At 71.1% G+C, this 19,725-nt stretch carries 17 protein-coding genes; 13 read left to right on the top strand and 4 right to left on the bottom strand.

What is annotated here, in order from left to right:
- The first annotated feature begins 10 nt into the window (after nucleotides 1-10).
- From hemJ to KBZ08_RS03400, 3 genes are read left to right on the top strand one after another with little or no spacing between them, the layout of a single operon-like run.
- The gene (hemJ, locus tag KBZ08_RS03410; RefSeq protein ID WP_254971356.1) at nucleotides 11-634 is read left to right on the top strand and encodes a protoporphyrinogen oxidase HemJ; all 624 of its coding nucleotides are present in this window, start codon (nucleotides 11-13) and stop codon (nucleotides 632-634) included.
- Complete coding sequence (locus KBZ08_RS03405; RefSeq protein ID WP_106220215.1) at nucleotides 621-1,286, top strand: PHP domain-containing protein; 666 nt, start codon at nucleotides 621-623, stop codon at nucleotides 1,284-1,286. Before hemJ ends, KBZ08_RS03405 begins: the two co-directional genes overlap by 14 nt.
- A gap of 29 nt (nucleotides 1,287-1,315) precedes the next feature.
- Nucleotides 1,316-1,852, top strand: coding sequence for a hypothetical protein (locus KBZ08_RS03400; RefSeq protein ID WP_106220004.1), 537 nt, complete (start codon nucleotides 1,316-1,318; stop codon nucleotides 1,850-1,852).
- A gap of 24 nt (nucleotides 1,853-1,876) precedes the next feature.
- Here the strand turns inward: KBZ08_RS03400 and cobN are convergent, their stop codons facing one another.
- A complete protein-coding gene (gene cobN, locus KBZ08_RS03395; protein WP_254971354.1) occupies nucleotides 1,877-5,656 on the bottom strand; it encodes a cobaltochelatase subunit CobN in 3,780 nt (1,259 codons plus the stop codon).
- Between the two features lie 53 nt (nucleotides 5,657-5,709).
- Here cobN and KBZ08_RS03390 point away from each other — a divergent pair, with 53 nt between their 5' ends.
- From KBZ08_RS03390 to KBZ08_RS03380, 3 genes are all read left to right on the top strand, one after another.
- Complete coding sequence (locus KBZ08_RS03390) at nucleotides 5,710-6,627, top strand: branched-chain amino acid transaminase (RefSeq protein ID WP_094584571.1); 918 nt, start codon at nucleotides 5,710-5,712, stop codon at nucleotides 6,625-6,627.
- On the top strand, nucleotides 6,627-10,334 hold the full coding sequence (gene metH, locus KBZ08_RS03385) for a methionine synthase (RefSeq protein WP_254971352.1): 3,708 nt from the start codon (nucleotides 6,627-6,629) through the stop codon (nucleotides 10,332-10,334). Before KBZ08_RS03390 ends, metH begins: the two co-directional genes overlap by 1 nt.
- 67 nt (nucleotides 10,335-10,401) lie before the next feature.
- Complete coding sequence (locus tag KBZ08_RS03380; RefSeq protein ID WP_106220001.1) at nucleotides 10,402-10,674, top strand: DUF4090 family protein; 273 nt, start codon at nucleotides 10,402-10,404, stop codon at nucleotides 10,672-10,674.
- A gap of 46 nt (nucleotides 10,675-10,720) precedes the next feature.
- Here KBZ08_RS03380 and KBZ08_RS03375 read toward each other — a convergent pair whose 3' ends face one another.
- Complete coding sequence (locus KBZ08_RS03375) at nucleotides 10,721-10,948, bottom strand: hypothetical protein (protein ID WP_106220000.1); 228 nt, start codon at nucleotides 10,946-10,948, stop codon at nucleotides 10,721-10,723.
- A gap of 116 nt (nucleotides 10,949-11,064) precedes the next feature.
- On the opposite strand from KBZ08_RS03375, the gene KBZ08_RS03370 reads away from it, so the two are divergent.
- Nucleotides 11,065-11,451 (top strand): DUF2237 family protein, encoded by a 387-nt coding sequence (locus tag KBZ08_RS03370; protein WP_106219999.1) that lies wholly within the window; start codon nucleotides 11,065-11,067, stop codon nucleotides 11,449-11,451.
- A 22-nt stretch (nucleotides 11,452-11,473) separates the two neighbouring features.
- On the opposite strand, the gene KBZ08_RS03365 is transcribed toward KBZ08_RS03370, so the two are convergent.
- Complete coding sequence (locus KBZ08_RS03365) at nucleotides 11,474-12,202, bottom strand: SDR family NAD(P)-dependent oxidoreductase (RefSeq protein WP_254971344.1); 729 nt, start codon at nucleotides 12,200-12,202, stop codon at nucleotides 11,474-11,476.
- Nucleotides 12,203-12,265: 63 nt separating this feature from the next.
- Here KBZ08_RS03365 and KBZ08_RS03360 point away from each other — a divergent pair, with 63 nt between their 5' ends.
- From KBZ08_RS03360 to KBZ08_RS03345, 4 genes are all read left to right on the top strand, one after another.
- Complete coding sequence (locus tag KBZ08_RS03360) at nucleotides 12,266-13,186, top strand: NAD(P)H-dependent glycerol-3-phosphate dehydrogenase (RefSeq protein ID WP_254971342.1); 921 nt, start codon at nucleotides 12,266-12,268, stop codon at nucleotides 13,184-13,186.
- Nucleotides 13,187-13,291: 105 nt separating this feature from the next.
- The gene (locus KBZ08_RS03355; protein WP_254971339.1) at nucleotides 13,292-14,341 is read left to right on the top strand and encodes a SpoIID/LytB domain-containing protein; all 1,050 of its coding nucleotides are present in this window, start codon (nucleotides 13,292-13,294) and stop codon (nucleotides 14,339-14,341) included.
- Nucleotides 14,331-15,161, top strand: a complete 831-nt coding sequence (locus tag KBZ08_RS03350) for a DUF4922 domain-containing protein (RefSeq protein ID WP_254971337.1) — start codon at nucleotides 14,331-14,333, stop codon at nucleotides 15,159-15,161. The genes KBZ08_RS03355 and KBZ08_RS03350 overlap by 11 nt, the downstream gene beginning before the upstream one ends.
- Before the next feature lie 145 nt (nucleotides 15,162-15,306).
- Nucleotides 15,307-16,071, top strand: a complete 765-nt coding sequence (locus tag KBZ08_RS03345) for a sigma-70 family RNA polymerase sigma factor (protein ID WP_254971336.1) — start codon at nucleotides 15,307-15,309, stop codon at nucleotides 16,069-16,071.
- On the opposite strand, the gene KBZ08_RS03340 is transcribed toward KBZ08_RS03345, so the two are convergent.
- A complete protein-coding gene (locus tag KBZ08_RS03340; protein ID WP_106219994.1) occupies nucleotides 16,019-16,210 on the bottom strand; it encodes a sigma factor SigF in 192 nt (63 codons plus the stop codon). The genes KBZ08_RS03345 and KBZ08_RS03340 overlap by 53 nt on opposite strands.
- Nucleotides 16,211-16,353: 143 nt before the next feature.
- Between KBZ08_RS03340 and KBZ08_RS03335 the strand changes: the two genes are divergently transcribed.
- On the top strand, nucleotides 16,354-18,012 hold the full coding sequence (locus tag KBZ08_RS03335) for a DUF3370 family protein (protein ID WP_254971335.1): 1,659 nt from the start codon (nucleotides 16,354-16,356) through the stop codon (nucleotides 18,010-18,012).
- A gap of 45 nt (nucleotides 18,013-18,057) precedes the next feature.
- A complete protein-coding gene (locus KBZ08_RS03330; protein WP_254971333.1) occupies nucleotides 18,058-19,134 on the top strand; it encodes a J domain-containing protein in 1,077 nt (358 codons plus the stop codon).
- The last annotated feature ends 591 nt before the right edge of the window (nucleotides 19,135-19,725 follow it).

The raw sequence follows: 19,725 nt of genomic DNA, 5'->3' as shown, positions 1-19,725 counted from the left end.
GGGCCCTGACATGACGCTGTCCCTGCCCCTGACCCTCGCCTTGACCTGGCCCCCCGAGGCCTACCTCTGGTTCAAGACGCTCCACATTGTCGGGGTGGTGGTGTGGTTTGCCGGGCTGTTCTACCTGGTGCGCCTGTTCATCTACCACCGGGAGGCCGCCGAGCTGGAGCTGCCTGTTCGCCAGGCCTTCGAGGAGCAGTACGGGCTGATGGAGCGACGTCTGGCCAACATCATCACCACCCCGGGCATGGTGGTGGCTGTGACCATGGCCGTGGGTCTGCTGCTGGTGGAACCGGCCTGGTTGAAGCAGGCCTGGATGCACGCCAAGCTGGCCGTCGTGGCGGGCCTGCTCGTCTACCACCACCTCTGCTACCGGCTGATGGGCCAGCTGCAGCGCGGCGAATGCCATTGGAGCGGCCGCCAGCTGCGCGCTCTCAACGAACTCCCCACCCTGATGCTGGTGCTGGTGGTGATGCTGGTGGTCTTCAAGGCCCAGTTCCCCACCGGTGCCGCCACCTGGTTCCTGGTGGCCCTGGTGGTGTTCATGGCCGGCTCGATCCAGTTCTATGCCCGCTGGCGGCGGCTGCGCGCCGAACGGCTGGCCCAGCAGGAGAGCGGTGGTGCTGCGGCCTGAGGCTCTCGCCCATCCCCTGACCCCGGTGCTGCGCCAGGTGCGGGCTGACAGCTGCCCGGACCGGTTCAACTTCCACTGCCACACGATCTGCAGCGACGGCAGCCTCCATCCCCAGGATCTGGCGGCCGAGGCCGTGGCCATCGGCCTGGAGCACCTGGCCGTCACCGACCACCACGGCCTGGCGGCCCATGGCGCCATCAGCGCCGCCCTGGAGGACCACCGCCGCCGGGGGGCGGCCACCCCCACCCTCTGGCGCGGGGTGGAGATCAGCTGCCTGCTGGAGGGCTGCCTGGTCCATGTGCTCGGGCTGGGCTTCGCCGAGGAGCACCCCTCCCTCCACCCCTACCTGCAGGGCACCTCCGTGGTGGGGCCGGCCCTGCGGGCCGAGGCGGTGGTGACGGCGATCCGCGCGGCCGGGGGCCTGGTGCTGCTGGCCCACCCCGCCCGCTACCGGCTGCCCCACCAGCGCCTGATCGCGGCGGCGGCGGATCTGGGCTTCGACGGCGCCGAGGTCTGGTACGACTACGCCATGCAGAGCCGCTGGCAGCCGACGCCGCTGGTGTGCGACGCGATCGCCGCCGACCTGGAGCGTCGGGGTCTTCTGATGAGTTGTGGTACGGATACCCATGGGCTGGTGCTCCGCGGCCGCTAGGGTTTGCTGACACCTTCCTCCTTGCGTCGATGGGTCTGTTCGATCGTCTGTTCGGTTCCCGTGCCGCTTCGGTGAGCAAGCCCGAGGCTGCCGCCAAGGCCAAACCCAAGGCCGAGACCTTCTTCCTCGATCCCGAGGCCTCCAGCAGCCTCGGGGATGTCAAGTTCATGAAGCGGTCCAACACGATCCGCCACACCTTCCCCGGCAACGCCGACAGCCCGGGTGACAAGGAGATGGTGGCGGAGGTGGCCTCGATGGAGGCCCGGGTCGAGAAGATGACCCCCGGTCTGGCCGGCGTCCAGCCCACCGAGAAGGGGTCGGTCAACCTCACCGGCGGCATCCCCAAGCCCGTCAAGAAGACCTTCGCCCAGCAGATGAGCGCCGCCGAGCTCGGCCAGCGCATGAAGGGGGCGGCGGTCACCCCCACCAACCTGCCCGGTGGTCCGGCGGCGGCCAAGCAGCAGAAGGAGGCCGAGGCCCAGGGCCAGCCCGCAGGCTCCCAGGCGCCGGCCAAGCCCGGCACCACCGATCCGTTCCGCTCCATGGTGAGGGATCTGGAGCTCTGATCCCAGCGCTGCCGGGAGCCTGGTTCAGCGCTGCTCCACCAGGCTCTCGCTCTCCAGCACCAGCTGCCGCAGCCGCTCCAGCCGCTCCGGATCGGCCCCGTCCCAGAGGCCGCGATGGTGCGCCTCGAGAAGCCGCTCGGCCATGTCCCGCAGGGCCCAGGGGTTGGCGCGTCCCAGGAACGCCCGCACGGCCCCGTCCTCCAGCCAGGCGGCGCTGATGGCGCCGTAGCCCCAGTCAGGGACGCGCCCCGTGCTGGCGTCGTAGGCGAACAGGTAATCGAGGCTGGCGGCCATCTCGAAGCCGCCCTTGTAGCCGTGCTCCTGCATGGCGGCGATCCAGCGGGGATTCAGCAGCCGGGAGCGCAGCACCTTGTCGAACTCGCGCTCAAGCCGGTGCAGCCGGGGGCGCTGGCTGCGGGAGTGGTCGCCGAACCAGAGGGCGGGGGCCCGGCCCTGGAGCGTCTCGGCGGCGGCGCTCAGCCCCCCCTGGAACTGGTAGTAGTCGTCGGAATCGAGCAGGTCATGCTCCCGGTTGTCCTGGTTGTGCAGCACCACCTGCACCGAGGCCAGGCGCCGTTCCAGCCCGGCCCGATCCGCCCTGGCCTCGATGGCGCCGCCGCCGGCGGTGTCGCCCGGATCACCGTCGTAGCGCCAGGCGCTCCAGTTCAGGAACGCCTCGCCCAGGTCACCGCGCTCCTCCCAGTGGCCGCTGTCGATCAGGCCCTGCAGCCCGGCCCCGTAGGCCCCGGGCGCTGAGCCGTAGATGCGCCCCCCATGACCCTCCTGCCGGGCCGAGGCCGCCAGGGGGTTGTCTTCGGGGGCCTCGTCGAGGCCGGCCACCAGGCGGGTGGCCCGGTTGAACCAGCCCACCAGCTGGGGAAAGGCATCACGGAACAGGCCGGAGATGCGCAGGGTCACATCCACCCGCGGCCGGCCGAGCAGGCGCAGGGGAATCACCTCCACGTCCACCAGCCGGCGGGTGGGGCCATCCCAGACGGGGCGCACGCCCATCAGGGCCAGGGCCTGGCCGATGTCCTCACCGCCGTTGCGCATGGTGGCGGTGCCCCAGACCGAGAGGGCCAGGCTGCGCAGGTCGTCCCCCTCCTCCTGGAGATGGAGCTGCAGCAGCAGTTCGGCGCTGCGCCGTCCCAGGTCCCAGGCGGCCTCCGTCGGCAGACCACGCAGATCGACGCTGTAGAAGTTGCGCCCCGTCGGCAGCAGGTCCGGCCGCCCGCGGGTGGGCGCCCCCGAAGGTCCGGCGGCGATGCGGCCCCCGGCCAGGCCGGTGAGCAGGGACTGCCGCTCCGCCGCGCCGCAGGCCAGCAGGGGCGGCAGCAGCGCCCGGCGCAGGTGCCCCAGCGCCCGTTTGGTGGCCGACCCCGGCACAACGGGCACCCCAGGCACCACGGGCGTCTCCGGCGCCACCGCCGCTCTCCCGGGGGCTCCGCCCAGCTCCGCCTCCACCAGCCCCAGGGCGCAAGCCTCCAGCAGGGCCACCCCGTCGCCGGCATGGCGCAGCCGGGGGCCGCTCCCCCGGAGGGCGGTGAGGCGGCCGCGGTCGGCAGCGGAGAGGGGCGCCTCCTCCGGATCGGACCAGGGGTCCAGATCCAGGCCCAGATCGAGGGCCAGGGCCTGGGTGAGACCCGGCACCCCCGCCTGGGGCGCCCGCGCCAGGCACAGCAGCAGTTCCGCCAGCCTGGCCGGCGCCGGCAGGGTGCCGAAGGTGTGCAGGCCGAGGCGGATCTGGGCCTCCTTGAGCTCGCAGAGGTAGCCGTCAGCCGCCTCCAGCTGGCCGTCCAGATCCGGTTGGGCCGTGGCGGGCAGCTGCAGCTCCAGCAGCCGCTGGCCCAGGCGCTCCCGCAGCAGCGGGGCCCGGGCGCTGCCCAGCTGGCGCGCCTCCCAGTACTCATCCAGCAGGGCCTCCAGGCCCTGCAGATCACCGTGCAGCCCGGCCCGACCCAGGGGAGGGGTCAGGTGGTCGAGGATCACGGCCTGGGCACGGCGCTTGGCCTGGCTGCCCTCGCCCGGGTCGTTGACGATGAACGGATAGAGGTGCGGCAGGGGGCCGAGGGCCCACTCGGGGAAGCAGTCCTGGGACAGCCCCAGCCCCTTGCCGGGCAGCCATTCCAGGTTGCCGTGCTTGCCCACGTGCACCACCGCCTGGGCGCCGAAGCCCTGGCGCAGCCAGAGGTACTGGGCCAGGTAGGCGTGGGTGGGGGGCAGATCAGGGCTGTGGTAGCTGAGGCTGGGATCCCGGTCGTAGCCGCGCTCGGGCTGGATCAGCAGCAGCACCCGGCCGAACCGCAGCCCGCGCACCGGGAACGCCGGGCCCATGACCCCGTCGGCCAGCACCGCCGGCTCCAGGCCCGCGTCGGCCTCGGGCGGCCCCCAGACCGCCTCCAGCCGCTGGCGGCCCTCCGGCGGCAGGGTGGCATACCAGGCCTGGTAGGTGGCGAGGGGCAGGTGGTCCAGGGGGGGACGGTGGCCGCTCTCCGGATCGTTGCTGCGGCCCTCCAGCAGCCGGTGGATGAGGACATCGCCGTCGTTCGGCAGATCCACGGCCGCCCCCAGGTCGTAGCCGGCCTCCGCCAGCCAGCCCAGCATCAGGGCGGCACTGGCCGGGGTGTCGAGGCCGACGCCGTTGGCCAGGCGACTGTTGCGGTTGGGGTAGTTGGCCAGCACCAGGGCCACGCGGCGCCCGGCGGCCGGGGTGCGGCGCAGGTCGATCCAGGCGGCGGTAAGGCGGACGATCCAGTCGAGGCGCTCCCGGTCGGGTACGTAACGGTGCAGGGCCGTGGCCAGGCTGTCGCTGGTGGCGCTCCATTCCTTGAAGGCCCCCACCCGGGTGGTGAGGCGCCCGTCCAGCTCCGGCAGGGCCACCTGGAGGCTGAGGTCCAGGGGGGCCAGGCCGATGCTGCTGGAGCGCCAGGCGTCGCGGCTGCGGCCGCTGCAGAGCACCTGCAGCACCGGCACCCCCAGCCGTTCCCACAGGGGCGCCCCCAGCCCCGCCTCCTCGAACGACACCGAGGCGAAACCCGTGCCGCAGAGCACCGCCTCCGCCCCCTCCCGGGCCAGCAGATCGCCCACCCCCCGCTGCACGGCCCCATCCCGAAGGCTGCTCACCCACAGGGCCCGCGGCGCCAGCCCCCGGGCGCGCAGGGCCTCCAGCAGCGCCTCCATCAGGGCCAGATCCCCCGCCTGCCAGAGGGCCCGGTAGAGGATCACCCCCACCCGGGAGCCGGGCTCATCACGCCAGTCGTGGGGGAGGGGATCGGCGGCCGGGACGGGCCATGGGGGCTCGGGTGATTCGCCGGCCAGCAGGCCGGCCAGGGTCCGCAGCAGCAGGCGCAGGTTGGCCGCCCCCCCCTCCCGCAGGCAGGCCGCACAGGCCGACGCCAGCGGACCGTCGAGGTTGCCGAGGCAGGCCAGGGCCCGCTCCTCCTCGGCGGTGCCGGCCAGCACCAGCAGCTGGCGGCCCTCTGCGGCGGCGGCCCACTGCCGCAGGCACTCCAGCCCGTAGCTCCAGTGGCCCCTTCCCCCCAGCAGCCGCACCACCACCAGCCGGGTGCTGGCCAGGCTGGTGGCCACGTAGTGGTCGATCACCGCCGGGTGCTGCAGGGCCGAGAGGTTCAGGGCCCGCAGCTCCCCGGGCAGCAGCTCCGGCTCGGCCGCGAGCAGCTGGGCCACCGCCAGCAGATCCGTGTCGGCACTGCTGAGCAGCACCACCGGCGCCGCTGGCTGCTCCACGAAGAGGCCGCCGTCGTCCTCCGTCCTGTCCCCGGCGATGGACGCGAGTCGATGCATGGCCCCATCCTGCCGAACGCGATGAGAAGATCGCATCGTCGCCACCGCCTTCCATGCACCAGTTCCTGCCCTATGCCTGGTTCGGCGGACAATGCGTCCCCTTCGCCGAGGCCACCCTCTCGGTGGCCACCCATGCGCTGCATTACGGCACGGGCGCCTTCGGCGGCATGCGGGCCCTCCCCAACCCCGCCGACAACAACGAGATCCTGCTGTTCCGCGCCGATCGCCATGCCCGCCGCCTCAGCCAGAGCGCCCGGCTGCTGCTGACGGAACTGCCGGAGGAGACGATCCACAACGCCATCCACGCCTTTCTGCAGGCCAACCGGCCCACCTGCCCGATCTACCTGCGGCCCTTTGTTTACACCAGCGACCTGGGCATCGCCCCGCGGCTGCACAACATCCAGACGGACTTCCTCATCTACGGCATCGAGATGGGCGACTATCTCTCCCCCGAGGGGGTGAGCTGCCGGATCAGCAGCTGGTGCCGCCAGGAGGACCGCTCCCTGCCCCTGAGGGGCAAGATCAGCGGCGCCTACATCACCAGCTCCCTGGCCAAGACGGAAGCCGTCAAGAGCGGCTTCGATGAGGCCCTGCTGCTCAACAGCCGCGGCAAGGTGAGCGAGGCCAGCGGCATGAACCTGTTCATCGTCCGGGACGGCGTGCTGATCACCCCGGGCGTCGATCAGGACATCCTCGAGGGCATCACCCGGGCCAGCATCATGGAGCTGGCCCGCTCGATGGACATCCCCGTGCTCGAGCGGGCCGTCGACAAGACCGAACTGATGATCGCCGACGAGGTGTTCCTCAGCGGCACCGCCGCCCGGGTCACCCCGGTGCGCCGGATCGAGTCCACCGACCTCTCCAGCCACCGCCCGGTGATGGAGCGTCTGCGCGACCGCCTGACAGCGATCACGGAGGGCCGTGATCCCTCCTATGACCACTGGGTCACCCGCATCCGCATCGACGCCTGATGGTCGTCACCGCCGCCATCCACCACCCCACCGACCGCATCGGCTTTCTCGACTGGCTGCACGGTCCCACCCGGCCGGTGCTCGTCTTCGACGGCGCCACGGGCACGTCTCTGCAGGAGATGAACCTGACGGCAGCCGATTTCGGTGGCGCGGCCCTGGAGGGCTGCAACGAGAACCTGGTCTTCACCCGGCCCGATGCGGTCCAGGCGGTGCATCGCCAGTTCCTGGAGGTGGGTTGCGACGTGATCGAAACCGACACCTTCGGGGCCGCCTCGATCGTGCTGGCCGAGTACGGACTGGAGGACCAGGCCTTCGCCATCAACCGCCGGGCCGCCGAACTGGCCCGCGAGATGGCCGCCGCCTACAGCACGCCGGAGAAGCCCCGCTTCGTGGCCGGCTCGATGGGACCCACCACCAAACTGCCCACCCTCGGCCACATCGACTTCGACACGATGAAGGCCTCGTTCCGCGAGCAGGCCGCAGGCCTGATCGCCGGTGACGTCGACCTGTTCATCGTCGAGACCTGCCAGGACGTGCTGCAGATCAAGGCGGCCCTGCAGGGCATCGAGGAGGCCTTCAGCGCCGCCGGGGAGCGGCGGCCCCTGATGGTCTCGGTGACCATGGAGACCACCGGCACCATGCTGGTGGGTTCCGACATCGCCGCCGTCGTGGCGATCCTGGAGCCGTTTCCGATCGATGTGCTCGGCCTCAACTGCGCCACCGGCCCGGAGCAGATGAAGGAGCACATCCGCTACCTCAGCCAGCACAGTCCGTTTGTGGTGAGCTGCATCCCCAACGCGGGGCTGCCGGAGAACGTCGGCGGCGTGGCCCACTACCGGCTCACCCCCACCGAGATGCGGATGCAGCTGATGCATTTCGTCGAGGATCTGGGGGTGCAGGTGATCGGTGGCTGCTGCGGCACCACCCCGGCCCACATCGGCGCCCTGGCGGATCTCGCCGCCGGTCTGAAGCCGGCCCCCCGCGAGGTGCGGCTGCCCCGGCAGCGTCTGCAGAGGCCGCCGCTCCACTACGAGCCGGCGGTGGCCTCGATCTATGGCGTCACCCCCTACTTCCAGGACAACTCCTTCCTGATCATCGGCGAGCGGCTCAATGCCAGCGGCTCGAAGAAGGTGCGCGAACTGCTCAACGCCGAGGACTGGGACGGCCTGGTGGCGGTGGCCCGGGGCCAGGTGAAGGAGAACGCCCACGTGCTCGATGTGAACGTCGACTACGTGGGGCGCGACGGGGTGAAGGACATGCACGATCTCGTGAGCCGCCTGGTCACCAATGTCAACCTGCCGCTGATGCTCGATTCCACCGAGTGGCAGAAGATGGAGGCCGGCCTCAAGGTGGCCGGCGGCAAGTGCATCCTCAACTCCACCAACTACGAGGACGGCGACGAGCGCTTCTTCAAGGTGCTCGAACTGGCCCGGGACTATGGCGCCGGCGTGGTGGTGGGCACGATCGACGAGGAGGGCATGGCCCGCACCGCCGAGCGCAAGTTCGCCATCGCCCAGCGGGCCTACCGGGATGCCCTGGAATTCGGCCTGCCGGCCCATGAGATCTTCTACGACCCCCTCGCCCTGCCCATCTCCACCGGCATCGAGGAGGACCGGGCCAACGCGGCCGCCACGATCGAGGCGATCCGCCGGATCCGCCGGGACCTTCCCGGCGTCCATGTGGTGCTGGGGGTCAGCAACGTCAGTTTCGGGCTGTCACCGGCCGCCCGCATCGTGCTCAATTCGGTGTTCCTGCACGACTGCTGCGCCGCGGGCATGGATGCGGCAATCGTCAGCCCGGCCAAGATCCTCCCCCTGGCGAAGATCAGCGAGGAGCATCAGCAGATCTGCCGCGACCTGATCCACGACCGGCGTCGTTTCGAGGACGGCATCTGCGTCCACGACCCCCTCACCCTGCTGACCAGCGAATTCGAGGGGGTGAGCGCCAAGGAGGCCCGGGCCTCCGGGCCATCGCTGGCCGACCTGCCCCTGGAGGAGCGGCTCAAGCAGCACATCATCGACGGCGAACGCATCGGCCTGGAGCCCGCCCTGCAGGAGGCCCTGGCGGAACATCCGCCCCTGAAGATCATCAACACCTTCCTGCTCGATGGCATGAAGGTGGTGGGCGAACTGTTCGGCTCCGGGCAGATGCAATTGCCCTTCGTGCTGCAGAGCGCCGAAACCATGAAGGCGGCCGTGGCCTTCCTCGAACCGCACATGGAACGGCAGGAGGGCGAATCCAGCAGCAAGGGCAAGTTTCTGATCGCCACCGTCAAGGGGGACGTTCACGACATCGGCAAGAACCTGGTGGACATCATCCTCACCAACAATGGCTATGAGGTGGTGAATCTGGGCATCAAGCAGAGCGTCGACGCGATCGTCGAGGCCCAGCGGCAGCACGGCGCCGACTGCATCGCCATGAGCGGCCTGCTGGTGAAGTCCACCGCCTTCATGAAGGACAATCTCGAAACCTTCAACGAGGTCGGCATCTCCGTTCCCGTCATCCTCGGCGGAGCGGCGCTGACACCGCGGTTCGTCAACGGCGACTGCCGAGCGGCCTACCGGGGCCAGGTGATCTACGGCCGGGACGCCTTCGCCGATCTGCGCTTCATGGATGCCCTGATGGAGGCCAAGGCGGCCGGCCGCTGGGACGACCACCAGGGTTTCCTCGACGGCGCTCCCGAGGGCCTGGGGCTGGCTGAGCCCGCCTCCGGGGCAGCGGCCGCCGATGCAGTCGAGGCGTCCGTGGAGCCTGGAGCGGCTCCGGCGCCGGCCGAGCCCGGGACGGATGAGGCGGTGCCAGCTGGGACAGGGGCGGCCCCCAGCGACGAACGCTCCGCGGCGGTGCCGGCCGAACCGGCCCTCGCGCCCCCCTTCTGGGGCACCCGGGTGCTCACCGAGGCCGGGATCGACCTCGACGAGGTGTTCGCCTACCTGGATCGCAACGCCCTCTTCGCCGGCCAGTGGCAGCTGCGCAAGACCCAGCAGCAGAGCCGACAGGACTACGAGGCGATGCTCGCCGAGAAGGCGGAACCGGTGCTGCAGGAGTGGCTCGGCCGCTGCCGCCAGGAGGGCCTGCTCACCCCCCGGGTGGCCTACGGCTACTTCCCCTGCGGCCGCACCGGCAATGAGCTGGTGGTGTTCGATCCTTCTGCGATGGCCGACGGGGATCCGGCCACCGGCGGCGGCGGCGAGCTGGGGCGCTTTGCCCTGCCGCGCCAGCGCAGCGGCAACCGCTACTGCATCGCCGACTTCTACCGCGACCTGGAGACGGCTCCCGACGGCAGCCAGCGGCCGGCGGACGTGCTGCCGATGCAGGCCGTCACCATGGGCGAAGGGGCCACCAGCTTCGCCCAGGAGCTCTTCCGGGCCGATCGCTACAGCGACTACCTCTATTTCCACGGCCTGGCGGTCCAGATGGCGGAGGCCCTGGCCGAATGGACCCATGCCCGCATCCGCCGGGAGATGGGATTCGCCGCCGACGAGCCCACGGCCCTGCGGGACGTGCTGGCCCAGCGCTACCGGGGCAGCCGCTACTCCTTCGGCTATCCCGCCTGCCCGAACGTGGCCGACTCCCGTCAGCAGCTCGCCTGGCTGGGCGCCGACCGCATCGGCCTGACGATGGACGAAAGCGACCAGCTGGAGCCGGAGCAGAGCACCACCGCCCTGGTGGCCCTGCACAGCCAGGCCCGGTACTTCAGCGCCTGAGGCCCTTCTCAGGCTCCTCCTGGGGACCGGCCATGGCAGGCTTTGCTGACCCTTCGCATCCCTGGCCATGGCCATCGCAGGACCCGGCGGCGTTGATGACGCCATCGCGGCGGGCGTGGATCTGGACGGCTCCCCGATCCCGGCCGCCATGCTCGCCCTCTACGGCGAAGTCATGGAACTGGAGAGCCGCCGGGCCCGCAGCGGCGTGAAGAAGTCGATGCGCAACCGCATCGTCCGCACCGGCGCCAAACACATGGATCGGCTCACCCTCGATCAGCGGCTGCGGGAAGCGGGCTGGGAGGGCCTCAAGGACAAGGAGATCGCCTTCTTCTACGGCTGAGGGCCGGCCGGGGGGGAAGCGGCCAAGGCCCATGCGAAGGCGGAGCTCAGCTGCAGAGCTCCTCCAGGCTGTCGATCACGTCCTGCTGGAAGGTGTCGAGGGCGTCGGAGTCGCTCAGGTCGATGCCTTCCCCCGCGGCGTTCTGGGTGAGCTCCTGGAAATGGAAGGCACCCTCGCCATGGGCCAGAAACTCCATGGCGGAGGGCTCACCGCTTTCCTTGTAGGCGTCGCAGAGGGCCAGGAAGGCCGCATCCTCGGTGAAATCCCAGCTCATGAAGGGGGTCGTGCTGAAAGACCTTTAACCCCTCTCCCCCGGAATTCGTCAACCTCCTGGGGGCAATTTGTGCCAGTCCTCCGTCAGACTCTCCCCGTTCCTGCACCGCTCCGGCCTTGGTCGCCTCCGCCCCGCAGCCCCCTGCCGAAAGCCGCAACGTGCTGGGAGAACCGCTGCAGGAGTGTGGCTGTGCGCCCCTCACCGGATGGTTCAGGGACGGCTACTGCCATGCCGACCCCGGTGATCTCGGCCGGCACACGGTCTGCTGCGTGGTGAACGAGTCGTTTCTCACCTACAGCCGCGCCCAGGGCAACGACCTGTCGACGCCGATGCCGGCCTACAACTTCCCCGGCCTCCGCCCCGGGGATCACTGGTGCGTCTGCGCCGCCCGCTGGCTGGAGGCTTACGAAGACGGCATGGCCCCGCCCGTGCGGCTGGAGAGCTCCGCCCTCTCCACCCTGGAGGTGATCCCCCTGGACGTCCTGCGCAGCCACGCCGCCTGAGCGACACCCGCCAGCCGGTGCCTCACCAGGGCACCGGCTGGCCGTCCCAGGCGAGGAAGGCGCCGCTGCCGGCGGGCGTCTGGCCCTCCAGCACATCAAGCAGGTGGCCGGCGGCCCGCTCCGGGCTGAACAGGGCCGTGGGCGGCACGGAGCGGCCGAAGGGGGCCGAGAGCGGGGTGGCGGTGGTGCCGGGATGGAGCAGGGTCACGCAGGCCAAAGGGAGCCGGCGCTGCCATTCGATCGCCAGGGTGCGCAACAGCTGGTTCTGGGCCGCCTTGGCGGCCCGGTAGGCGTACCAGCCGCCGAGGCGGTTGTCGCCGATGCTGCCCACCCGGGCCGACAGGCTGGCGAAGTGCACCGGCCGGTCGCGCGGCAGGGCGGCTTCGACCGCCTGGGCGAGCAGCAGGGGCCCGAAGGCGTTGACGGCGAAGCTGCGCTCCAGGGCCTGGCGGTTCACCTGGGAGAGGCGCTTCTCCGGTTGCAGGGGGCCGTCGTGCAGCAGCCCGGCGGTGTTGATCACGACCCGGAGGGGGGCGAGCGCGTCGGCGGCAGAGGCGGCCAGCGCGGCCAGGCTGGCGTCATCGGCCAGATCGAGTCGGATGTCCGCGTCGCGGCGGCCGGCGCTGCGGATCCGCAGTCCCGGCGCCCGCCGGGCCAGCTCGGCCGCCAGCGCCCGGCCGATGCCCCCCGGACCCACGATCAGGGCCTGGCCCTCCCAGTCGTGCCAGTAGGGGTGGGTGGCGGTCGTCATGGCGGGCAGGGGGATGGCGCATGATGGCAGGGCCATCCGGGGATCCGCCCCGCGCGTCGGTCCATGAGTCTGCGCATCACCGTGCTGGGTCGGGGTGCCTGGGGCGGCACGTTGCTGCGGCTCTGGGAGCGCCAGGGGCATGAGCTCCGCAGCTGGTCGCGGCGGGATGGGGGAGACCCGGTGGCCCTGCTGCAGGACTGCGATCTGGTGGTGGTGGCCGTGTCGATGGTGGGGGTCACCCCCCTGGGCCTGGGCCTGCGGGGGCACTGGCCGCAGGGCCTGCCGCTGCTGAGCTGCAGCAAGGGCATCGACCTCGACAGCCTCTGCACCGCCAGCCAGCTCTGGCGCAGCCACCTGCCGGCGCTGCCGCTGGCGGTGCTGAGCGGTCCGAATCTGGCCGAGGAGCTCGAGCGGGGCCTGCCCGCCGCGAGCGTGCTCAGCAGCGACGACCCGGCACTGGCCCGCCGGCTGCAGGAGCAGTTGCGGACCCCGCACCTGCGGCTGTACACGAACGCCGATCCGATCGGCACCGAGGCGGCGGGGGCCCTCAAGAACGTGATCGCCCTGGCCGCCGGCATCAGTGACGGCCTGGGCCTGGGGGCGAACGCCAAGGCCTCCCTGCTCTGCCGGGGTCTGGCGGAGATCGCCGTCGTGCTCCAGGCCCTCGGCGGCCAGCCCACCACGCTCTACGGCCTGGCGGGCCTGGGGGACCTGCTGGCCACGGCCAACAGCAGCCTCAGCCGCAATTACCGCTTCGGCAGCCTGCTGGCCGAGGGCTGCGATGAAGCCACCGCCCTGGCCAGGATCGGCGCCACCGTGGAGGGGCCCCGCACCGCCCGGGCCACCCTCGCCCTGGCGGTGCGGGAGGGCTGGCAACTGCCCATCTGCGGGCAGGTGGTGCGCCTGCTGGCGGGCGAGCTGGAGGCCCGCCAGGCCGTGCAGGAGCTGATGCAGCGCGACCTGCGGGCCGAAGCGGCCGCCTGAACGACAGGGCTGGGGCGCTGTGCAATGGGGCGACCGTCCTGCGCGGGGCGGCGACGGAGACGGATTCTCCGGCATGATCCATGGACCCCTTTGTGGATCTCCGCCGTGAGCCGGCACGTCACGGCCGCCATCGCCGCTTTCCGCGCCACCGGCCGGCGACTCTTGCAGGGGTGTCGCCGCCACCCGATCCTGCTCACCGCCCCCTTGGCCATCGTGGCGGTGGGGGCCGGTTTCGCTGCCCAGGAACTGATCCCGGCGGGGGCCTCCCGCTCCGATCCCGACCTCCTGGAGGCCCTGATCGCCCAGCCCCGGAAGGTCTCCCAGGCGGACACCGGGGCCAGCGGTGCTCCGGACAGCGATCTGCTGGCGGCGGCGTCCCTGCAGGCCCAGCGCACCAGCCTGAGCGATCCCGACCCGGCCCTGGTGGAGCCGGAGGCCGGCGCGGAGGTCCCCCTCGAGATCCGGGTGGCCCTTCTGGGCGCCTCCCCCTCCCCCCGGCTCGGTGCCACCGGCTACTGGCGGCTGGTCGACCGGGACGGGCGCCCCGTCCAGGAGGGAGGTGCCGCTGACGCCCCCGACCTGGCGACGGCCATGGCCGGACGGGCCGAGGTCTGGTTGGAAACAGGGTCCGACCACGTCCTGCAGGTGGACGGGCGTCCCTACGAAGGCCGCCTGAGGGTGCTGCGCGGATCCCAGGGCCTCCAGCTGGTGAACCACGTTTCCCTGGAGCGCTACATCAGCTCGGTGGTGGGCGCCGAAATGCCCAGCAGCTGGAACATGGAGGCCCTCAAGGCCCAGGCCGTGGCGGCCCGGTCCTACGCCATGGCCCACATGGCCCGTCCGGCCAGTGCCCACTGGCACCTGGGCGACACCACCCGCTGGCAGGCCTACCGGGGCCTGGGCAGCGTCACCGCCCGCACCCGCCAGGCCACCGCCAGCACCTCCGGGGTGATCCTCAGCTACCAGGGGGGCATCGTCGAAAGCCTCTACGCGGCCACCAACCGCATCACCCAGGAGGCCCACGGTCACCTGGGGGCCAGCATGAGCCAGCACGGTGCCCAGGATCTGGCGGAGCAGGGACTCCGGTACAACGAGATCCTCGGGCGCTACTACCGGGGCGCCTCCCTGGCCCGACTGCAGGCCGGTGCGAGCTGAGCGCCATTGGCAGCGGGCCCTTGAGGTGACGGAACGGGCCCGGCGCCAGGGGGCTCTGGTGCCCCTCGATACGCGCCTCCTGCCGGTCCCCGGCATCGAGCCCTTCGTCGTCCGCGAGCTGCTCTCCTCCACGCCCCGGCACCTGCGCCAGGGGGGGCCCCGGCCCAATCCCTTCCTGCCCTGGGACCGGCCCCTGCAGGTGGAGCTGCTCGAGCCTGCCCACGTGCTGCTGTTGAACAAGTACCCGGTGCAGGAGGCGCACCTGCTGGTGATCACCCGGGACTGGCGCCCCCAGGCCGGCTGGATCGAGGCCTGCGACTGGCAGGCGGTGGCGGAGGTGGGCCGGGACACCGGCGGGCTGTGGTTCTTCAACAGCGGCGCCCGCTCCGGCGCCAGCCAGCCCCATCGCCATCTGCAGCTGCTGCCACGCCGCCCCGGTGAGCCCAGCTGCCCCCTGGCGCCGCTGTTCCTGGAGCAGCTCGAGACGGGGACGCCCGCCTGGTGCTGGGCCTACCGCCTCAGCCGGCGCAGCGATCCCCTGGGCGGGTCCGATCTGGCGGATCTGTACCACGCCCATGCCCGGGATCTGGAGCTGGGGGAGCCGGGCCGCGACAGCGAGCCCCTGCACCCCTACAACCTGCTGTTCGACGACGACTGGTTCCTGACCGTGCGGCGAGTGCGGGAGCACGGGGCCGGCTTCAGCGTCAATGCCCTGGGCTTCGCCGGCTTCCTGCTGATCACCGAAGGCTCCGACAGGGCCTGGCTGGAGCGCCACGGTCCCTGGGCCCTGCTGGAGGACGTGGCCGCCCCGCGGTCCTGAAGCCGACGGCAAACTTCCGTGGTTTCACGGTTGTGCGTTTCGGGCCCCCTGGCCCTCTCTGGAAAAGGAGCGCACCGCCAGCCCTCATCGGCGCCACGGCACGCCCCGCTTGTCCCGACATCGCCGACGTCCAGGCCCCACGACCATGGCCCCTTCCCCCTCCTGCCGCCAGACCCTTCCCGCCGCCGCCGCCCGCCGCAACCGGCGGGTGGAGCAGTACCGGGCCGTGGTCCGCCCCCTGGCGCTGCACTACGCCCGGTGCAGCCGGGAATCCTTCGAAGACCTGCTCCAGGTGGGGCTGCTGGGGCTGATCCGGGCCGCCGAACTGTTCAACGAGGACCTCCGCACCCCGTTCGAGGCCTTCGCCAGGCCCCACATCCGGGGGGCCATCCTCCACTACCTGCGGGATGCGGCCCCGATGGTGCGACTGCCGCGGCGCCAGGCGGAACTGCAGGAACGGTTCAACCGACTCAGCCGCCACCCCATCCTGCTGGCGGATCCCGGCCGGGGAATCACCCTGCTCAGCGGCACCCTGGGCGTCACCCCGGCGGAGTGGCAACGGCTGGAGCTGCAGCGGCTGCTGGCCAGGCCCGCCAACCTGGATGATCCCTGCCTGGTGGAGGCCGTGGCCTCCCAGACGGCCAGCGAGCCCTGCCGCCAGGAGGAACCCGGACCGTCGGCGGCGATGCTGCTGGGGCTTCTCGATCCCCGCACCAAGCTGGTGGTGCGCCAGGTGGTTCTGGCGGGCTGGAGCTACCGCCGCCTCGGGCGCCAGATGGACGTCAGCCCGATGACGGTGAAACGCCTGCTGCACAAAGGGCTGGAGCAGCTGCGGCGGGAGCTGGACGCCCGCGGACTCACCCCTGGTGATCAGCCTGATCGCGGTGCATCTGCTGCTCCAGGGTGCTGATGGCGGCGTTCATCGCGGCCAGCTGGCGCTCGATGCCATCGCGCCAGAAGCTCAGCAGGCGCAGCTTGCGTTCCTGATACCGCCGCAGGGCGCTGGCTCCGGACTCCGACCCGGAGCAGTACCCGAAGGGAGGAATCATGACAAAATCTGCAGAGTGGGTCCGTTCTAGCGAGCCCGTCGTTCCATCCGGGGCTGCCCAGGTCCTCGCACCCCCCATCGGTTGGGACGGTCGCATCCCGCCTTACCGTCCTCTGGCCACCCACACCACCAGCCTGTCGCAATTTGAGATCAGTTTCCCCCATTGGTCCCATCGGTGTCTGGCTGACGCTGGGTCTGGGCCTCGTGCTGGCGCAGCCCGCCCACGCCTACGTGGCCCTGATGGCGGGTCAGAAGGCCCGACCGCTGAACGGCACCTTCAACAACGTGCCGGTGCTGCACTCCAACCAGCCCGAGGAGGTCGAGGGGCCGGGGATCCTGATCAACACCGCGCCCGGCTATGCCTACGCCGCCGAGACCGGGCAACCCCTGCGCAATGCCGAATACACCTTCAACGGGGAATTCGGCATGCACCTGCACCACAAGTACTTCCCCCCCAACCGCCGCTCGATCGCCCCTGGCACGCGACGGGCTGAACTGACCCTGGCGGCCATCCTGATCAATCCGGGCCAGCGTCCTGTCCACATCCGCTTCTCCAAGGGGGCGGTGCGGAACAGCTTCGAGGCCCCTTACCTCGCCAACAATCTGATGGGGGTCAAGCCCCTGGGTCCCCGTCCCTGGAACACCGGCCCTGGTGATGCCACCGCCGTCCAGATGCTGCGCGGCCGGCTGGACAGCCGTCTGACCGATGAGATCACGATCCCGGCCCGCAGCCGCATCGTGCTGTTCCAGACCGATCTCCCCGCCCTCGGCATCGCCAACGCCCTGCTGCGCGGCCGCAGCGACGGCCCCTTCCAGATCGCCGTGGTGGCCGCCAAGACTCCCGATTCCGACAGGGACGTGCTGGCAGTGCTGGATGAGGGCCGCCTGGCCCCCGGCCGGGTGTATCTCAGTCGGATCAACGACATCCACAACCGGCGGATCTTCTCCCGCGTGGGCGGCGTGGCCCTCGGCGATGCCTACCAGGCCTCGATCAGCCACGACCTCGACGTCAAGGGGCCGCTGCACGTGCCCTTCACCAGCACCGACCGGCACCATTTCGGCACCCGGGACGTGCAGGTCAACGCCCTGGCCAGCCGCATGGTCGATTCGTCCCTCGACAACGTCGGCACCTATGGGGTTCGCTTCGACGTCGACCTGAATCTCAAGGGCAACGGCCCCTATGAGCTGGTGATGAGCCACCCCACCCTCATCGGCGGCCAGCCGTTCACGGCCTTCCGCGGTTCAATCCAGATCCAGACCCCCGCCGGCATGCGGGAGGTGCATGTGGGTCTGCGCTCCGGGCAGAGCCTCTCCCTGGGCCAGATCGACCTGACCCCCGGGGTCGTCAACCCCGTACGGGTCAGCCTCGTCTACCCGGCCGATGCCACCCCCGGCCACCTGCTGAGCGTGGTGAGCGCCAGCCAGCTGGCCATGGTCCAGGAGCGGGAGCGGCAGCTGGAGCTGGCCCGGGCCGGGGCCACCGTCCGCCCGGCCCCGCCGCCGGTCGCCCCTCCGGCGGTCACCATCGTGCCGCCCGCCGCCACGATCGCCCCGGCACCCACCGGTGGCACCGGACCCCTGGTGCCGCCGTCCCAGATCCTCCGCCCGGCACCGGCCCCGGGCTGGCTGACCCCGCCGCCGCCGCTGCCCTCCTCCAACCGCGGCGTGCTGGCCCCGTCCCCGATGATCACGCCGATGCGCAGCCGCTCGGGCACCGCCGCCGGCGGCGGGACGCTGGTTGATCGCTACCGCGAGGCCGTGGAGGCCCAGCAGCAGTTCCTGCGGGACCAGCGGGGACCCTGACCAGCCGTCCGATGCCCGCGATCCCAGCACCGATGGAGGGCTGCCGTGGCTGAGAAGTCGAATGACGGGCGCCAACGGATCAGCCTCGACCTCACCCGGGAGCTGGTGGCCCACCTGGACCATCTGCGGCGGGAGTGGGGCATCCGCAGCCGGGGCGATGTGCTCGAACGGCTGCTGGATGACCTGTTCGGCTCCGGCGACGACGGGGATGGCGAGGGCGAGGGGGATCGTGAGGGTGATGGCGGAGGGGGCCATGGCCTGGCGCTGGAGGGCCGGTCGCGCCCGCACCACGACGAGGAGCGGCAGGACCTGGAGGAACAGGGGGCCCTGGTGCTGGTGGGACGGGGGGCGATGGACACCCTGCAGGCGGAATTCCAGTGGGAGGCTCCGCAGGAGCAGGCCCCGCGCCCCCAGCCATCGGGTGGGGGGATCGATCTGCCCGGCTTCGTGCGGCGCCGCTCCGATGTGCTCAAGCGCAGTCTGCGGCCGACGGTGTCGCAGGCTGCCGCGCCCCTGCCCCTGACCCCCCTGCCGCCCCTCGGCAGCGAGGTGGTGCAGCAGGCGATGGAGGAGGCCGGCAACCACTGGCGCACGCTCTATGGATCGCCGGCCGGGGCGGCGGTGCTGGAGGCGGCCATGCTCTGGCTGGGCCAGGAGATCTGGCCCCAGTCCGACCAGAGCGAGGGCCGCAGCTTCACCTGGTCGGCGGCCTGCCAGGTGATGCAGCAGTTCGTTCCCGGCTGGAGCGATGGACCGCCGACGTTCGAGCGGGTGATGGTGACCGCCGGCGTGCTGGAGGACCCGTTCAGTGGATCGACCCTGAGCCTGCGGATTCCCACCCTGATCCGCCGCTTCGTGCACCGTTTCCGCCGCCGTCGCCGGGGCACCTCCTTCCAGACCCTGGAGCACACCATGACCCTGCACGGGGCCCTGCGGCTGCTGCAGTTGCCGACCGATCCCGGCCAGCGCCTGACCCTGGCCCAGATCCGCGAGGCGTACCGGGAGATGGCCCAGAGCCACCATCCCGATGCCGGCGGCTCGGTGGAGGCGATGCGGCGCCTCAACGAGGCCTACCAGCTGCTCAAGGAGCTCTACCGGCAGGGGGCCGCGAACGAGCGCTGACCCGCCGAGGCGAACGGCCGGACCCCTAGCCAGTGGACCGGCAGTCCCATCTGGGACTCTTTACTGGTCTAGTTATGCGACACAGAGGCGAAGGGCGGACTGATGGGTTCGGCTGCCAGGCGCGCCCCAGTCCGAGACGGCGCCGATGAGACTATTACCTGGTCCCATAGCTGGACCCGGATGGGTGCGGCGATACCGCTTTTTTTCGTCGATTTGAGCTGTCACCAGCAATGGGACGTCCCCATCGACGCCATGGGCGCTCAACGCCCATCTGACAGCGAAGCCGGGGGATGTCCAGGGGTTGCGAGTGGAGTACCGTCGTTCTGTCCATGGATTGGACAGAAGCTGATAAGGCAGATCCCAGCTGGCTTTCAAATCTCTGCGTATCTGTCTTTGACACAGATACGCAGGCTGAATCAAGGCCGGAGGCGGTCGCTCGCCTCAGAAGCCGCCCAAGCCCCCAGGGGGAGAGCCATCCCCAAGGGGTCGTCCATCCGCATGCAGGACCCTGCACCCCGAACCGTGCACCCTGTGCACCAAGAGTCTCGGGCGAGAGTTGCTCCTGGACCCGATGCGAGACCCGGCTGCGAC

Source organism: Cyanobium sp. Candia 9D4, from assembly GCF_024346155.1.
Taxonomy (GTDB): domain Bacteria; phylum Cyanobacteriota; class Cyanobacteriia; order PCC-6307; family Cyanobiaceae; genus Cyanobium; species Cyanobium minutissimum.
Note: the sequence above shows the minus strand (reverse complement) of the source record. Positions and strands in the feature narration are given on the sequence as shown.

What these genes read in the sequence shown, in the direction of transcription:
- hemJ (WP_254971356.1), top strand. Translation starts at nt 11, where the DNA reads ATGACGCTGTCCCTGCCCCTGACCCTCGCCTTGACCTGGCCCCCCGAG.
- KBZ08_RS03400 (WP_106220004.1), top strand. Translation starts at nt 1,316, where the DNA reads ATGGGTCTGTTCGATCGTCTGTTCGGTTCCCGTGCCGCTTCGGTGAGC.
- cobN (WP_254971354.1), bottom strand. Translation starts at nt 5,656, where the DNA reads ATGCATCGACTCGCGTCCATCGCCGGGGACAGGACGGAGGACGACGGC.
- KBZ08_RS03390 (WP_094584571.1), top strand. Translation starts at nt 5,710, where the DNA reads ATGCACCAGTTCCTGCCCTATGCCTGGTTCGGCGGACAATGCGTCCCC.
- metH (WP_254971352.1), top strand. Translation starts at nt 6,627, where the DNA reads ATGGTCGTCACCGCCGCCATCCACCACCCCACCGACCGCATCGGCTTT.
- KBZ08_RS03380 (WP_106220001.1), top strand. Translation starts at nt 10,402, where the DNA reads ATGGCCATCGCAGGACCCGGCGGCGTTGATGACGCCATCGCGGCGGGC.
- KBZ08_RS03375 (WP_106220000.1), bottom strand. Translation starts at nt 10,948, where the DNA reads ATGAGCTGGGATTTCACCGAGGATGCGGCCTTCCTGGCCCTCTGCGAC.
- KBZ08_RS03365 (WP_254971344.1), bottom strand. Translation starts at nt 12,202, where the DNA reads ATGACGACCGCCACCCACCCCTACTGGCACGACTGGGAGGGCCAGGCC.
- KBZ08_RS03360 (WP_254971342.1), top strand. Translation starts at nt 12,266, where the DNA reads ATGAGTCTGCGCATCACCGTGCTGGGTCGGGGTGCCTGGGGCGGCACG.
- KBZ08_RS03345 (WP_254971336.1), top strand. Translation starts at nt 15,307, where the DNA reads ATGGCCCCTTCCCCCTCCTGCCGCCAGACCCTTCCCGCCGCCGCCGCC.
- KBZ08_RS03340 (WP_106219994.1), bottom strand. Translation starts at nt 16,210, where the DNA reads ATGATTCCTCCCTTCGGGTACTGCTCCGGGTCGGAGTCCGGAGCCAGC.